The organism is Enterococcus sp. 7F3_DIV0205, assembly GCF_002141365.2.
GTDB lineage: Bacteria > Bacillota > Bacilli > Lactobacillales > Enterococcaceae > Enterococcus_L > Enterococcus_L palustris.
Window position 1 is genome coordinate 783,424 of the sequence record NZ_CP147244.1, and the last position, 15,715, is coordinate 799,138.

The following is a 15,715-nucleotide window of genomic DNA, read 5'->3' on the forward strand; positions in this document are numbered from 1 at the left end:
TTCTTTTTATTATCATATCAAAGAATTCTAGCAGATGTATAGTAAAATTAGTAAGGATAATTTTTTTATGACATTTATATAACCAAATGACGTTTTTCTACTTCAAAAAATCGTCACCAATTTTTTCAAACTGGATGACGATAATCATTAATCTACATATTTTGTTAAAAAACTTTCAACTTTCGCCTTGTACGCTTTAGGGTCAACTGTGTAAGCTTTAGCATGTCCAGCACCTGACACCACGAATTTTTCTTTTGGTACATCTGTTGCATTATATACTTCATCCAACATTTCAAATGGCACAAATTTATCTGCATCACCGTGGATAAACAACATTGGTACTTTATTTTTCTTCAATTGTGCAACTGAACTTGCTTCACCAAAGAAATAACCAGCACGAATTTTGGTGATCAAACTTGTTACTGGAACTAATGGGAACGCTGGTAAATTAAACATATCTTTTAATTGATAGGCTAATTCTTCATTTACCGTGGAATAACCACAATCTTCAACGATTGCTTTAACATTTTTCGGTAAATTTTCCCCACTGGTCATCATGACTGTAGCTCCACCCATACTAATGCCGTATAAAGTGATTTGAGCATCCTTGCCATTTTCAGCGATCATTTTATCGATCCACTGAAGATAATCTTTTCGCTCTGGCCAGCCAAAACCAATATAATCCCCTTCACTTTCACCATGACCTCGAGCATCCGGCACTAAAACATTATAGCCCCAGTCATGATACATTTTAGCAAAACTAGCCATTGTCTCAGCACTTCCCATGTAACCATGCGCCATGATAACATTTTTATCTGTTTTCCCCTCAGCAGGTAAATAAATTGCTTTTAACTTTAAACCATCTTTAGAAGTCAGTTCCCAGTATGAACGGCTCTTTTCATCTTTAAACCATTTTTCTTCTGGCGTTTTTACCTCGACATCTGTCCCTGGTGTATCTCCAGCTAGAAAATCCTTCTCTGATGGAACAACAGCATAATTATAGAAATACATCCCAGCTCCTGTTAGTACGATTACAACTAAAACGACTATAACAATCAAAATTTTTACTATGCGATTCATTCGATTACTCCCCATTAAACGTATCATTCACAACACTGTCTTTTTCTTAGAATAAAAACCAAATGATACTAATTTTTTCAAATTCTTAAATAGTATAATGTTTTATTGGCGTTTTCGCAATATTAATCACAGATCATGATATTTTTTTCATTTTGGTAATCAGCAAAAATCATTTCAAAATTATCGATGATGTTTCGTTGTTTAGAAAGTTTAAGTAAATAAATTTCTGGTAGCGAAAAATAACCAACGTCATTTGTCTCAATTCCTGTTTTTAATTCCCCATCCTCAGCGACACAGTGAATAAAAAACTTATAGACATAAGTCAATGAAGGTGGAAAATCATGTTTTGACATGTCTATCACAGCAATCAAACGCTTAGCTGTAACGGGTATTCCGGCTTCTTCCATCGTTTCTTTTTCAGCAATTTCTTTTGGTGAATAGCCAATATCTGCCCAACCTCCAGGCAAAGACCAACAATGATCACTTTTTTCTTTTACTAGCAATAATTTCCCTTCTTGATTAAAAATGACTGCTCGAATATCAACTTTCGGCGTTGCATAGCCTTCATCTTTATCAACAAGAATCGTTAACTCTTTATCAGATAAACTAGGGTAAAGTGTTTCCATTAACTTTTTTGTTACTTTAGAAAGCTCTTCATAACGCTCTCGATCAAAAATATCTTTCCCATATTTTTTTCCCGTTTGAGCAATCCCTTGAAGTTTAGCTAATAAAATACTTAGTTCTTTTTCCATGAATTTCACCTCGTTACTTTCTATTTTATCGAAATCCCCCTCGTGTTAAACCCATTTATGAAGAATCTTAATAAAAAAATGAGATCAAACAAAAGTTGTACGTTACTTTCGTCTGATCTCTTCTCTATTTTATTATTTATTTTCAATTAATTTAAAGCTAGACCATGGTTTTAAGAAATCTAATAAGAATAACTCATCTTCAGAAATACGTCCAACAACATTGACACGTCCGTCATTTTTCATTTCTTTCAATGCGATTTGTGTTTCACCTTTATATTGACCATACCCAACATTATCGATCAAGACATCACCTTTTGTCATATCTTTCGTGTTATGAGCTGGAAACGCACGATCTTTAAAATGAATCCGTGTCATAGTAGAGCGTAAAATATATTCGGAGCGATCTCCGCGATAGCTGTGAAGACTTGTAAACAGTACTTCTCTCTCATCATCCGAAATATCTTTTGCTACATCAACTTTGACAGAAGGATATTCTGCATTAAATGCATCCGCCATTGCTTTAAGTTCTGCTTCTGATGCATAGGCATTTCCGACCAAAATATCGTCGATCAAACCTGTTAATACTAAATGTTTTACTTGTGTAGCGATTTCTAAATCACGATGATCTTCCAAAGAACATAATCCATCTTGCGTTGGCCACGGACCAAATGTTGCGTCATGTGAGTTCACAAATGCCATCGTATTTAAATTATATTTTCTGAATTTTTCAGAACAAAAAACAAAATGATCATACCCCAAACCAGAATAACGATGTGGATAGAAATTATGTGATCCTAACAAATTATCTGTATTTGGTGAGTAGCTCATAATATTGTCTACATAACTCGTTCCGGTACTCATATTAATTTCGATTTTGATGCCATAAGGATTACGCGTCATTTTCGCTTCTTCAGCCCCCGTAAACCCAACATCTAAGCGCACACCATAAGCACCCATCTCGTCGAAAAATGATAAATCATCATAAGAAATTTCTAATTGTTCAAATAAGGCAGGATTAATGTCAACCATAACTTCCATTCCAAGACTGTTAGCATAATCAACGACTTTTTTAAACTCTCCTAATACCTTTTCTTTGTCTTCTGTGATTTGAAGTAAACTTGTAAAAACGCGTTTAAATCCATATTTATGTGCTAAGTCTAGATAAGCTTTGTCCTTTTCAAATGTTGAACGTTCTGGATAAATAGAAATACCTAATTTTCCCATTATTACTGCCTCCTAAGATTTGTATTGATTATAATGTATCCATTTTCATTATAGCAGAATAAAAAAAAGTGGTCTACACCTTTTGGAAATCTTAAAAAAATTCCATTTTGACTAGCGGTTCTAAAGAGGATTTGTTATGATGAGATGTAAACCTATTTTTGAAAGGAAGACTTAACTTTATGAAAACAAAAAAATTCATTGTTGCGACAACACTTTTAACATCATTAGTATTATTCGCAGCTTGTGGACCTAAAAATGAGAAAAAAACGGCAGATTCTTCTGCTACTTCTTCAAGTGAAACTAAAACATCTGAATCCGTTGATTTAAATTCACTAGAATTACCTCAATTATCAGATACGGTCAGCGAAGATGAAGATTTGGTAGAAATGGTCACAACAGAAGGATCAATCGAAATCAAATTATTTCCAAAACAAGCTCCAAAAACAGTTGAAAACTTCATAACACATGCAAAAAATGGTTATTACGATAATGTTATTTTCCATCGTGTTATTGAGAACTTTATGATTCAAGGCGGCGATCCTAAAGGTGACGGCACTGGCGGAGAAAGCATTTGGAATGGTTCTTTTGATGATGAAATCTCTAATCAGCTTTATAACATCCGCGGAGCATTATCAATGGCCAATGCTGGTAAAGATGAAAAAGGAAATGGTACGAATGGTAGTCAATTCTTTATCGTTCAAAATACGGATGATATGTCGGACGGCTTACTAAAAGATGATAAACCAGAAAAAATCATCGATGCATACAAAAAAGGTGGCACACCTCACTTAGATGGTAAGCACACTGTTTTTGGTCAAGTAACGAAAGGTATGGATGTTGTAGATAAAATTGCTGCTGCTGAAACTGGTGAACAGGACAAACCAAAGAAAGATATCCGAATCGAAAAAATAAACATTTTACAAGAAGCGAAAAAATAAATAAAAAAAGAATGGCGTCTCATTGCCATTCTTTTTTTATTTAGATGGGAGCCTAAATATGAAAAAAATCATGATTGCTGGACCTGTTGGGAGCGGAAAGACAACTTTTGCCAAAAAATTATCCGCTAAGAAAAAGATTCCTTATTATGAATTGGACAATCTGATTTGGAATCGTCAACCTTCTGGAGATATACCATACTCTGAAGAAGAATCTACACATCAACTACAAGCTATTTTAGCAAAAGAAACTTGGATCATTGAAGGTACCACAACTAAAAACTGGATCAAACTCGCAGTAAATGATGCAGACATCATCTTAGTATTGCTGCCCCCTTACCCTATTCGCCTTTATCGTATTTTTAGTCGTTTCATCAAGCAAATCACTAATCAAGAAACCGCTAATTATAAACCAACTTTCCAATTACTGAAAATGATGTTTATTTGGAATCATCATTATGAAAAAAAGAATATATTTGAACTACAAAAAATAGCAGGCTCCATAAACAAAAAACTAACGATACTGAAAACCCGTCATGCTGATTTTTTTCCATAATGAAGGTTGATGTCAGCGAAATTGTGAAAAAAACTCTTTCCATATCCTCATTTAGTAACAAATTACTATTCAATTTAAGTTTAAAATGGTACTGTTGATAAAAGAGGTGAAAGCGAATGACGTTTAATCCACAGATCGAAACGCTCATACTTGAGGCTTCCAATAGGAAATCTCCTCATTTTGTAGCAAACGTGATCAATTTCCAGCAATTTGACCAAGAAGACGTAAAAGACACTGCACAAAAATTGATCGAAGATGGACAGATTCAAGCAACTCTCCATTTTCATTATAACGATTTATGTACAATTGACTTTATACCTCAGGCTGTTTGAACAAATTGATTACTCCAAAAAAGACTGCTGAATACATACTCTATACTACCTTGGAACAAAAGTAATTGTTTTTCTTTTGTTTAACTCACATTAGTTAGATTATGTTATTGTTGCAGTCTTTTTTATTATTGTATCTTTTGTTCAATATCTTCGAATGCTGTCATCAATTGTGCTCTTGTCTGGTTCACTATTCCTGAAATACTCAATGAAGCCATGCCAATAGTAACGATCAATAAATTCATGTGTAACTTCTTAAGTTTTTCATTAGAAAACGTTGCATAATATTTATCTTCTTTAATAGAATGTTGAAATGAGTCAAAGGATAATTGTTGTAATTCTTGTCCATATGAATGTTGCTCTATGTATAACGATATATACAATTTACTATTTGTTTTAGCAAAATCAAGGTAATTTAATCCAAAATTTACTACATTATTTGACGTTTGTTTTTTAGAGAAAAATTCAGTTTCTAAAATATCATACGTTGTTTTTAACAAAGTCAACTTCAACTCTTCCATATTTTTAAATTCAAGATAGATGGGTTGAGTTGAAATCCCCATATACTCAGCCACATTTCTTGCTGTTATAGATGAAAAACCTTTTTCTGCTAATAGTTCTCTTGCCGCTACTAAAATATGTTGTTTTTTATAAACTTTTTTCCTAACCAAAAAAATCCCTCCTCCAGATATAAAAGTTGAACTAGCTCGAATAGCGTTCAATGTAAAATAGGAAAAATTAAAGATGATCTTTTTAGTGTTTTCCATTTTTCTATTCTCCGTTAAACTCTCTCATATAACTAGATAACTATTTTCTATTTATCATTATTTATTTTTTTAATGTTTATTCTTTTATTTTACACTCTTTTGGCAGCTCATTTTCTCAATAATTATAGTTATATCCAAAAAACGTGATAATTTACTCGACTTTCCTAAAATATGATTGACCGATGAATGTTTTACAAGCTATAGTTAAGTTATTGACAGACAATGGAGGTATTTTTTATGGCTAAAGAAAACAGCCAAGCACTTTTTTTACATACTGATAAAACAAATTTGGATAAGACGCATAAAAATAAACACTATTATCTTTTAATTGGGTATTGCTTCATCTTAATCATTATTGGTCTTTTTAGTGAACCTATCACTCTTTTATGGGCAGGAATGGCGCGTATTTTAACCTCTCCCAGTAATCTATTAACTGATTATATTGAACTTGGTACTTTCGGCAGTGCTTTTGTTAATAGCGGCTTACTTACCTTAATCAGTGTACTGCTCGCTAAAAAAGAAAAAATCCCCATCAACGGTCCTATGATCGCAGCTTTGTTTACCGTATCAGGTTGCTCCTTTTTTGGAAAAAATTTATATAATTCAATTCCAATTATTATTGGTGGACTCTGCTATGCAAAAATTGTAAAAAAACCTTTTTCACAATTTATTGTTGTTAGCTTATTTGGTAGTGCTCTTTCTCCGATCATCAGCTACCTTACATTTGGAATTTCCTTACCATTACAGTTCTCAATCCCTTTAGGATGCTTAGTGGGTATTTTCATCGGGTTGATTTTACCTCCTTTAGCTTCTCACATACTTACCTTTCATCAAGGCTTTTCTTTATATAATGTCGGTTTTACTTCTGGACTTATTGCTATGATGTTTACAGGTATTTTGAGGATGTTTGGCTGGAAGATTGAAGGAAAAAATTTAGTTTCAACTGAATATCATACTAAACTTCTATTTTTTCTATTATTTTTATTTTTTATGATGTTTTTAGTTGGATTCATAGTCAATCATTTTTCTTTGAAAGGGCTAAAAGCAATCAGTAAAACATCTGGGAAATTGATTACTGATTTTATTTCTATTTCAGGCGTCGGTGCCACGATGATGAATATGTCTCTAATGGGATTATTATTGGTCGGATACACTCAAGTTAGTCACTCTACACTTAACGGACCGATTGTTGGTGCAATTTTATCTGCGGTTGGTTTTAGCGCTTTTGGTAACCATATTCTGAATAGTTTACCTTTGCTCATCAGCGTTTTTTTGACTGCACAGCTCTCTTCGGTTTTTGAAGTAAATCAAACGACTGTGGTTCTTGCGGGTATTTTCGGTACTGGTTTAGCACCGATTGCAGGATATTATGGCATTACTTTTGGCTTGATTGCAGGATTTTTACATATGTCCTTAGTTACAAATGTCAGCTACCTCCATGGCGGATTGAATCTTTATAATAATGGGTTTTCTACTGGTTTTGTTGCGGCTGTCATGGTACCATTACTAGATAATATTTTACAGATCAGAAAGGTGAAACAACATGCAAGAAAGAGACAAAGCTAAACGAATTGTAGATGAATTATTGACTTACTTTTTTTCAAATGGTATTGAAAAGATTCGGATTGACGTAGATTTTACTTCGGAAGGTTTTTACATCAACATACATGGCAAAACTGATAAAGAACCAAACAATGTCCTGCATTTATTAGAGTTATTAAATACACCTAGAGATTTAAGCATTGAAAGTTATTATGATGAATTACTCGGCATTACTCACCATGAAGAAGAAGACTATCATCTGCTAGGGTTAATGATTGATGAAGCAGAAATTAGTTTTGTTTCACCCGACTTTGAAATTAAAGTATTTAGAAAAAAATAACTACTCAAAAAAGAGGATGAGAGCCCTATGGTTTAAGGGGGATCTCATCCTCGCTTTTTATTCATAAACCGCACGAATTCCTCCTATTAATTTTGGACGCGTACGTAAGTAAGTGACATGCGCTCCTCCGATTTCTTTGATCGATGTACGCACAGGAACTTGAACATGCTGGATATGCATACCAATCGATGTATCACCAATATCTATGCCGCCTTGCGCCGTTATCTTTTCCACCACTACTGGATTTTGGAATAATTTAAAGGCAGCCACCGCAGCAGCTCCTCCAGCATGAAGTGCTGGTACGACTGAAACAATTTCAAACTGTTGGTACTTAGCAACTTCTTTTTCAATAACGAGTGAACGATTGATATGCTCGCATCCCTGTACAGCAAGATGAATCTTTTTTTGGACTAAAGTATCTTTGATTGTTGAAACGATCATTTCTCCTATTTCCAAATTAGAACATTTGCCAATGACTCCCCCAGCAACTTCACTACTGCTACAGCCGAGTACAAAAATATCCCCTGCTTCTAATTCAGCTTGTACAATATATTCATCAAGTGCTTGCAATAGTTGTTCTTGATAACTTTTCAAGTCCTCCATTGATTTCTCCTCCATTTATATCTCTTTTTGTTTATAGTAGCGGATATCAAACAATTCGTCAAAATACACAAAAAGAGCACTCAAAAATTGAGTGCTCTACTTCGTGCTATTTACCATCTACGATATTCAAACGAACTTTTTTGGGTCCATCCAAACGTACACTGTAAACAATCGTCCGAATTGCTTTAGCAACACGTCCTTGCTTTCCGATGATACGTCCAATATCTTCAGGCGATACAGTCAAATTATATTCTAGAAAAACATCAGATTCTTCTATTTCTAACTTGACTAGCTCAGGTTGACTGACTAATGGGCGAACGATAGTTAAGACTAACTCTTTCACATCTGTCATAATCGGTCACCTTATTTCTTTTCAAGTTTAGCTTCGTGGTGTTTTTTCATAACGCCTTCTTTTGAAAGGATGTTACGAACAGTATCTGAAGGCTGAGCGCCTTTAGACAACCAGTCTAAAACTAAATCTTCTTTTAAAACTACTTCTGCTGGATCTTTTAAAGGATTGTATGTTCCAACAGTTTCGATGAAACGTCCATCACGAGGAGAACGAGAATCTGCGACTACAATACGGTAAAAAGGACTCTTTTTAGAACCCATGCGTTTTAAACGAATTTTTACTGACATTTTATATATTACACCTCCATTAACTTAATCACAAATGTTAGTTTACCAGATTTTCAATAAGCTGTAAAGAGTTTTTTCTTGACACCTTAAAAAAAGCTTTAAAACGTTGCTTTTCAGCTCCTTTAGCTCTATACTTAATCTACCTTGGCAGGGGCAATCAATTGTTGCTTAACGAAAATAAGCGGTGAACCAAAGAAGACATTTCTTTAGTTCATCGCTTATTTTTTATCTATTTAATGTATAGATGTAATAGTCAAACAACGTCTGTTCTTCAAAGCCTATCGAATGATATAAATGGCGGGCCGCTTCATTCGTAGAATCAACCTCTAAATAAATTTTCGTTGCTTGTTTATCGATCAATTGCTGAACAAGCTGACAGATTATTTTTCTACCAATACCCTGACCACGATAATCTGGTCTTACGACAAATCCGTATATACCATAAGAATTATCTTCGTTTTCTAATCGAATACTTGCGATTACTTGTCCATTTTCTCTTAAAACAAGTGTTTTTTTCAGATCCTCTTGATCTATGGGTACAATTTCATCTGTTGATTTTCCATATTCTAATGCAGCAATTGCCTTCGCTTCTTCTATCCTTGCAGGTTCTATAGCGTAATCTGAAGGAGTCAAAACAAATTGATCTGTAGCCAAAATCATCGCATATTCTGAAAAACTATATTTATAACCACTTACTTCTTTAACGTACGAATTTAGAAAGTGATCTTTTCGATCAATGATCCACAAAATTTCCTTGATCATGCGTTGACGAGAAAAGCTTACTATAGCCTCTTGTATCTTATCGATAATTTTTTTGTTTGGTTGGGCGATGATAGTTACTTCCAACTCTTCAGGGTCAAAATTACTCAGGGCTGCATAACCAACTAAGACATCTTCCTCCCAACACAGCAAATGATCTACTTTTTCATTCGTTTTTTTGAAGAAGCTTAAATCCAATTTGTATTCAATCGAATAGATTTTTTTATTGGTTTCTTTTAAGACTTGGACATCCTTAATTTCTTGTGGTTCTAAGTGCTTTTGAATTGTTTGTTTTAGAATCATTTATTCTCCTTTGTATCTAATTTAGGTTGAGTATATCGAAGAGTTTAGAATAATGCAATCTACTAATCGTTAATTATTATCAAACGTTCTTTCTGCTAAATATCATCCCACATGCAATGACAGATAATAAAATCCCAATAATCAGTAAAACGGGTGAGCTAGTTTCACCAGTATTTAATAAACGCTGCTGATTTTTATTTCTATTTTCGTTTGGATTACTGGTACTATTTTGAGTACCGCTCGTTGCTTCTGTAGTTGATGCTGTACCAGACGATTCTGATTCTCTAGTCTCAGTTGATCCTGTTACTTCAATAAGATCGGCTCTGGCTGTTTTCAGTTCTTGAGTCATTTGTTTGATCTTGACCCGACTAACTGCTCTCGGTGTTTCCTTAACTATTTGCACAAGCCTGATAGCCTCTGTCTTTTTATCGATCCACTGATTCCAAGTTTCTGGTGTATAGGTTTCTTCATTTAGTTCATTATTTTCTTCAATAAAAGTCTCTAATTCTTCAATATCTATTACTTGAACACTTTCTTCAATTGTTACTAACTGGTTAACTAGTGACTCCGTGACATCTTCTAAATCTATAACCGTTGAATTTTCATTGTCTACCACAGTTTGAGCGTTCTCTTTAGCCTCTATTAATTTTTGAGCAGAGTTATCTGTCAGTTCCTCTAAATCAATGCTTTCAGTTTCATCGATTTTATCCGTAAGAACATCGATTACCTGGTTCACATCTCCGTTACCAATACCACCGTTGGCATAATTAGTTAAACTAGCATTTCTTGATTGCGGCGTGCCTGCTTCATCTAAAGTATTTGCATTATTTACATATCTTACTGATGAATCTGTGACTTTTGTACTATAATTGATAACTGCCGATACATATCCTTTTCCTACGCTGTAGCTACCTAGGCTTTGTAAAGCTAGTGTAAAACCATTTGCAGTTGGGATTACATTCGTTATGTCCCCTTGAATAATACTTGGAAGCGAATATTTTTTCAAACTTTTTTTATCTGCATCGCGATAATTAACACTAAATGTATCAACTAGTAACTGTTGTCCAGCTCCTAAGTTGTCATTAATGATTGGCAACAGAAGATTTTGTCCAGAATTATTGAGCGTAATTGTCCAATTGATTTTTTGAGGGTCAATTGAATCGAATTTACCACTTTTAAAAATAGTTGTCGGATTAGTCGTTCCAGTGCTGATACCATTAGCTTTATTTATTGCAAGTTCGAGATTGCTCGTTGTACCATTGACCGGTAGCGGAATCGGATTAACACCTTCTACTGTCTGCTCATTCACAAGCTTTACCCAAAAGAAAAATTGACCACTAATTGTATTATGATTCGTAACATAATCATTGAATGTAACTGTAATCTTATTGGTTGTTCGATCTACGTTTGCCAGACCAATCTTACTGCCATTTTCACTGAGTAGTGGGAACTCACTGTAATTTATCATTTGTAAAATAGGCGGTAATTCAAAAGTCAATTCATCCCCTGCTTGTACTTCATCAGGAAGATAAAATGAGTAATTGACTTTGATTTTATCACTACTTTTCACACGCTGGATCGGGTTATTCGCAATGTCCGTCAAACTCACGTTTGTCAATAGCTCTGAACCATATTCTCTTTTCCCTTTAACTGTAAACTGAATATTTTCCTGACTCTCAGCACTACTCTCATCAGTCAAAGAGGTCCCGCTATCAGGTTTTTCGGTACTACTATCTTCAGAATTTTGTTCAGAGATGTTTGTGCTTGCAGTTACTTGAGGATTCGTTGTACTAGAATCGGCTTCTACTGCGTGTGTTTTCGTCGTAATTCCTAGCACCATCAACCATGAAATAACTAAAAACAGGCTTAATTTACTTAGTCGCCTTATTCTATACATCATTTTAGCCCCATTTTTTAACCAATTTTTTGTTAATTTTTATTATATAGAGATTATTTGTCTGTGAACATTGATTTGCTTGTGACAATCACATGACTCGATTTCTTGCAAAAACGAAAACTTCAGCTTAAAATAAAATAATAAACGTTATTTATCGAATGGAGGAATAATAGTATGAAGAAAAAAATTGGTTTTTTTGTCGGAAGTTTAAGAAAAAACTCTTACAGTAAGACAGTCGCAACTGCTATTTCAAGTTTATTCCCAGAAGAATATGAACCTGTTTTCATCAACTTGCAGGAACTGCAAATGTATAACCAAGATTTGGATGACGAAGGAACTCCAACTGCCGCTTGGACAGCATTTAGAGAGGAAGTTAAACAGCTTTCTGGTCTTGTCTTTGTCACACCAGAATATAATCGCTCTGTCCCAGGTGTTTTGAAAAATGCTTTAGATGTTGGCTCCCGTCCCTATGGTCAAAATGTTTGGGATGGAAAACCAGGATTAGTTGTGAGCGTATCACCTGGCGCATTAAGTGCTTTTGGTGCAAATCATCATCTACGTCAATCACTTGTTTTTCTTAATATCCCTACTTTACAACAGCCCGAAGCCTATATCGGTAATGTCGTAAATTTAATCAATGATGATGGCACCATTGCTGAGAATACTATGAATTTTTTCAAAACAATCGTTGATTCTTACCTTATCTTTTTAGAAAAAAATAGTTAATTCTATTTAAATAGTCTAAACCAAAACTGAAAAATAGTTTGGTCTAGACTATTTTCTTACTTTAATTCTTCGTAACGAAAACATGTTGTCACATGATCATTGATCACTCCAACAGCTTCTAGAAATGCATAAATAATCGTACTACCGACAAACTTAAACCCTCTTTTTTTCAAATCTTTCGTTATTCTATCAGATAATTCATTTGTTGTAGGAATTTCTAGTTGATCTTGATAAGAATTTTTCAAAACTTTATGAGAGTTGAAAGCCCATAAATAACTAGAAAATGAGCCAAACTCATTTTGGATCTCTATAACTTTTTGGGCATTATGGATTGCAGCCTCAATTTTTCTACGATTACGGATAATTCCTGAATCACTCAATAATTCTTCAATTTTTTTTTCGTCATAGTAAGCGACTTTCTGTATATCAAAATCATCAAAAGCAGCGTCAAAATGTTCTGCTTTATTCAAAATAGTTTGCCAATTTAACCCAGCTTGGTTGATATCTAAGATTAATTTTCGAAATAATTTCTGATCATCATGTAAAGGGACACCCCAAATCGTATCATGATAGTTTTCCATTTTTTCATTCCCCTTCGCCCAAGAACACCTCTGTTTCATTTACTTTTTCCTCCAATCGCTAAATCTTAATTTTTTTATAACATATCTTCATTCTAGCAAAAGTTAGAAAAAAATGTTTACAAACCAAACTGTACTATGTATACTAGTACACAACAAACACCTTTTGTTGAAAGGAGAAATTTATGGTTTCTATTAATAAAGCTAGTAGTAAACCTTATTACGAACAACTAATGTTAGGAATCAAAGAAGATATCTTAAGCGGTTTACTACAATCTGGTGACCGTCTTCCTTCCGTTAGAGAAATGGCCCGACAGCTTATGATGAATCCTAATACAGTCAGTAAGGCTTACAAACTATTAGAAGCACAAGAAGTTATCATAACCGTTAAAGGGAAAGGCACCTATGTAAAAAAAATTGATACAGATCTTCGAGACGAATATCAGATCGAAAAAATCAAAAAAAAGTTTACTGATTTAGTTATTGAAGCAAATTATTTAAACGTTCCTAAAAATGAAATGACTCAATGGTTAGATGAAAGTTATCAAGAATTGAAGGGAGAGTAAACATGAAAATAGAAAATTTAGAAAAAAAGATCGATCGACAAGTTATTCTAAAGGATATAAACTTGACATTCAACCAAGGGGAAATCACAGGGTTGATTGGACGAAATGGTTCTGGTAAAACAACCTTTTTCAGATCAATTGCCGGTCACTATGAGTTAGATCAAGGTCAGATCCTCATCGATCAAGAAGATCTTCAAAAAAATAAATTACTCAAGCAAAAAATCTTTTATATTGATGAACAATATAATTTTCTTTCCGGCTATACATTAAAGAAAATCCTCACTTTCTACCAAAATGCATATGCAGGTTTTAACAAAGAAAAATATTTAGCCTTAACAAAGAAAAACAATCTAAACCCCCGTTTCAACTATCGTTCGATGTCAAAAGGTATGCAGGGGCTTTATAAAATGATTTTAGCTATTTGTTCTAATGCTGATTATGTTTTATTGGATGAACCTCTAGATGGATTAGATATCATTGTCAAAAAGAACGTATTAGGAATTCTTTTAGATGACGTCAGTGAAAATAGTCGCTCAATTATCATCTCTTCTCACAATTTAAATGAACTAGAGAGTATTATCGATCGAGCATTGATTTTGAAAAAAAATCAAATTCAGCTTGATTATCACTTGGAATCGCTAAGAGAAAGTGCTCGAAAAATCCAAATGGTTTTTAAAACGAAGAAAGTCCCTCAATTCGTTAAAGAAAACAGTAGATTACTTCACTTTCAAGGGCGTGTTGTTACAGCTATTTTTGAAGATTATACAGAAGAATTAAGAATATTGATTCAAGCAGAGGAGCCTATTTTATTTGAAGAACTACCACTAACATTAGAAGATGTCTTTGAAGTAAACCTTGCAAATGAAAAAACAAATGACTCTTTACAAGGAGAAACGTTATGAATAAACAGTTAATGACTATTTTGAAAAAGCGATACGGACTTACATTGATTGTAGCCAGTCTATCTATTCTATTGTTTTATAGCTATTTGGGTATTAGCGATGTCAATCGTTGGAAAGATATGAACAATTATTACAACTCTGAGGAATATATCACAAATTTAAAAGAAATGTCCGAAGAAGATAATCCTAGTTTTAAAGGATTGTCACTTGAAGAACGACAAAAATTAGATAAAAAAGAAGGATTGCGCTTGTTTTATCAAACGAAAGAATATGATGAACAGGGAAATTTGATTACCTCCGTCTCCGTTGACCAACCATACTATACTATGTATTTCAATGAAAATCCGCTCCTATTGATCGCAGCTATTACAATAATCGGATTCTTTCTCTTTTTCGTTGATTTAAAAACATCATTCAATGAATTTTTATTTTCATTAGGTGTTTCTAAACGGAAAATTTACTATTCAAAACTTATATTGATTTCTTTCCCTATTTTAATCAGTGTACTTCTGGCTAAAATTCTATTTGTCAGCATTATTACAACTGGAATCCCAACTGAGTATGTCAATATAAGTATGACAGATTTAGCTGTAAATGTTTTAGCTAGTTGGATAACTTGTATCGGCTATTTCTTTATTTCAGCTTTTATTGGTTTAGTAACTGGAAATATTATTTTAGGACCGCTAACTGTATTTGGGTTCTGCGCCTCTTTAGAATTTTTTATCACTGGCCTCACAAATGCATGGTACTATTTTACGAATACAACAACAGATATTGTTGTAATGAATAAATTTTTCGTGTACACCGTAACAAAAGATCCTGTTTCTACAGTCCCCATTATAGTCTCTCTTGTATTGTCGGTGTTTTTAATCATTTTTGGTTCTTTCTTATTTCCCACGCTTAGTTTGGAAAAGAAAGGAAACTATCTTTTATTTGATAGACTTAAAATTCCTGTCGTCATTGCTATGATCGTATACATTCCAATAGTTCTTGTATTTAGTGGCGGTTTGTATCTCGGTGGAACAGATAGCTCCCCGATCCCTAGCTTACTTTTCTATGGGACAATCACCGCTTTGATTGGAATTTATCTTGTTTTTAGAAAAGAAATTCATGAATGGGTCAACAATAAAAGACAATTAAAAAATGATTTTCGTATTGAATCATAATTTCTCTTATATGCAAATGAAGCTACCTAAAGGTTTAATGACTTTAGGTAG

The 15,715-nt window shown here is 33.7% G+C and carries 19 protein-coding genes; 9 read left to right on the plus strand and 10 right to left on the minus strand.

Annotation, left to right across the window (positions count from 1 at the left end; translation table 11 throughout):
- Window positions 1-147: 147 nt before the first annotated feature.
- From A5821_RS03610 to A5821_RS03620, 3 genes are all read right to left on the minus strand, one after another.
- Window positions 148-1,080 carry an alpha/beta hydrolase gene (locus tag A5821_RS03610; RefSeq protein ID WP_086313169.1) on the minus strand — a complete coding sequence of 311 codons (933 nt, stop codon included), beginning with the start codon at window positions 1,078-1,080 and terminating at the stop codon, window positions 148-150.
- 122 nt (window positions 1,081-1,202) lie between these two features.
- A complete protein-coding gene (locus A5821_RS03615; protein WP_086313171.1) occupies window positions 1,203-1,832 on the minus strand; it encodes an NUDIX hydrolase N-terminal domain-containing protein in 630 nt (209 codons plus the stop codon).
- A 132-nt stretch (window positions 1,833-1,964) separates the two neighbouring features.
- Window positions 1,965-3,056: a DUF871 domain-containing protein gene (locus A5821_RS03620; RefSeq protein WP_086313173.1), complete on the minus strand. Its 1,092-nt coding sequence runs from the start codon at window positions 3,054-3,056 to the stop codon at window positions 1,965-1,967.
- A gap of 179 nt (window positions 3,057-3,235) precedes the next feature.
- On the opposite strand from A5821_RS03620, the gene A5821_RS03625 reads away from it, so the two are divergent.
- The 3 genes from A5821_RS03625 to A5821_RS03635 all read left to right on the plus strand — a co-directional run bounded on the left by A5821_RS03625 (window position 3,236) and on the right by A5821_RS03635 (window position 4,879).
- The gene (locus A5821_RS03625) at window positions 3,236-3,994 is read left to right on the plus strand and encodes a peptidylprolyl isomerase (RefSeq protein WP_086313175.1); all 759 of its coding nucleotides are present in this window, start codon (window positions 3,236-3,238) and stop codon (window positions 3,992-3,994) included.
- A gap of 58 nt (window positions 3,995-4,052) precedes the next feature.
- Window positions 4,053-4,547, plus strand: coding sequence for a EutP/PduV family microcompartment system protein (locus A5821_RS03630; RefSeq protein WP_086313177.1), 495 nt, complete (start codon window positions 4,053-4,055; stop codon window positions 4,545-4,547).
- Window positions 4,548-4,663: 116 nt separating this feature from the next.
- Window positions 4,664-4,879, plus strand: coding sequence for a hypothetical protein (locus tag A5821_RS03635; protein WP_086313179.1), 216 nt, complete (start codon window positions 4,664-4,666; stop codon window positions 4,877-4,879).
- 125 nt (window positions 4,880-5,004) lie between these two features.
- Here A5821_RS03635 and A5821_RS03640 read toward each other — a convergent pair whose 3' ends face one another.
- Entirely contained in the window at window positions 5,005-5,547 is a 543-nt protein-coding gene (locus A5821_RS03640; protein ID WP_086314302.1) for a TetR/AcrR family transcriptional regulator, read from the minus strand.
- Between the two features lie 333 nt (window positions 5,548-5,880).
- Here A5821_RS03640 and A5821_RS03645 point away from each other — a divergent pair, with 333 nt between their 5' ends.
- Window positions 5,881-7,209, plus strand: a complete 1,329-nt coding sequence (locus tag A5821_RS03645) for a DUF1576 domain-containing protein (RefSeq protein WP_086313180.1) — start codon at window positions 5,881-5,883, stop codon at window positions 7,207-7,209.
- Entirely contained in the window at window positions 7,187-7,525 is a 339-nt protein-coding gene (locus A5821_RS03650; RefSeq protein WP_086313181.1) for a hypothetical protein, read from the plus strand. Before A5821_RS03645 ends, A5821_RS03650 begins: the two co-directional genes overlap by 23 nt.
- 57 nt (window positions 7,526-7,582) lie before the next feature.
- Here the strand turns inward: A5821_RS03650 and A5821_RS03655 are convergent, their stop codons facing one another.
- The 5 genes from A5821_RS03655 to A5821_RS03675 form a co-directional block, all read right to left on the minus strand.
- Window positions 7,583-8,128 carry a TIGR01440 family protein gene (locus A5821_RS03655; protein WP_086313183.1) on the minus strand — a complete coding sequence of 182 codons (546 nt, stop codon included), beginning with the start codon at window positions 8,126-8,128 and terminating at the stop codon, window positions 7,583-7,585.
- A 106-nt stretch (window positions 8,129-8,234) separates the two neighbouring features.
- On the minus strand, window positions 8,235-8,480 hold the full coding sequence (locus tag A5821_RS03660; protein ID WP_086313185.1) for a KH domain-containing protein: 246 nt from the start codon (window positions 8,478-8,480) through the stop codon (window positions 8,235-8,237).
- Between the two features lie 11 nt (window positions 8,481-8,491).
- Entirely contained in the window at window positions 8,492-8,767 is a 276-nt protein-coding gene (rpsP, locus tag A5821_RS03665; protein ID WP_010761445.1) for a 30S ribosomal protein S16, read from the minus strand.
- Window positions 8,768-8,992: 225 nt separating this feature from the next.
- Window positions 8,993-9,829 carry a GNAT family N-acetyltransferase gene (locus A5821_RS03670; protein ID WP_086313187.1) on the minus strand — a complete coding sequence of 279 codons (837 nt, stop codon included), beginning with the start codon at window positions 9,827-9,829 and terminating at the stop codon, window positions 8,993-8,995.
- A 79-nt stretch (window positions 9,830-9,908) separates the two neighbouring features.
- Window positions 9,909-11,726 (minus strand): LPXTG cell wall anchor domain-containing protein, encoded by a 1,818-nt coding sequence (locus A5821_RS03675; RefSeq protein ID WP_249921821.1) that lies wholly within the window; start codon window positions 11,724-11,726, stop codon window positions 9,909-9,911.
- Between the two features lie 174 nt (window positions 11,727-11,900).
- Here A5821_RS03675 and A5821_RS03680 point away from each other — a divergent pair, with 174 nt between their 5' ends.
- On the plus strand, window positions 11,901-12,452 hold the full coding sequence (locus A5821_RS03680; RefSeq protein ID WP_086313189.1) for an NADPH-dependent FMN reductase: 552 nt from the start codon (window positions 11,901-11,903) through the stop codon (window positions 12,450-12,452).
- Between the two features lie 56 nt (window positions 12,453-12,508).
- Here A5821_RS03680 and A5821_RS03685 read toward each other — a convergent pair whose 3' ends face one another.
- Window positions 12,509-13,072: a DNA-3-methyladenine glycosylase I gene (locus tag A5821_RS03685; protein WP_086313190.1), complete on the minus strand. Its 564-nt coding sequence runs from the start codon at window positions 13,070-13,072 to the stop codon at window positions 12,509-12,511.
- A 143-nt stretch (window positions 13,073-13,215) separates the two neighbouring features.
- Between A5821_RS03685 and A5821_RS03690 the strand changes: the two genes are divergently transcribed.
- The 3 genes from A5821_RS03690 to A5821_RS03700 are packed head-to-tail and all read left to right on the plus strand — an operon-like array spanning window position 13,216 to window position 15,664.
- Window positions 13,216-13,596, plus strand: coding sequence for a GntR family transcriptional regulator (locus A5821_RS03690; protein ID WP_086313192.1), 381 nt, complete (start codon window positions 13,216-13,218; stop codon window positions 13,594-13,596).
- 2 nt (window positions 13,597-13,598) lie between these two features.
- Window positions 13,599-14,498 (plus strand): ABC transporter ATP-binding protein, encoded by a 900-nt coding sequence (locus A5821_RS03695; RefSeq protein WP_086313194.1) that lies wholly within the window; start codon window positions 13,599-13,601, stop codon window positions 14,496-14,498.
- The gene (locus A5821_RS03700; RefSeq protein WP_086313196.1) at window positions 14,495-15,664 is read left to right on the plus strand and encodes an ABC transporter permease; all 1,170 of its coding nucleotides are present in this window, start codon (window positions 14,495-14,497) and stop codon (window positions 15,662-15,664) included. The genes A5821_RS03695 and A5821_RS03700 overlap by 4 nt, the downstream gene beginning before the upstream one ends.
- Window positions 15,665-15,715 lie beyond the last annotated feature (51 nt).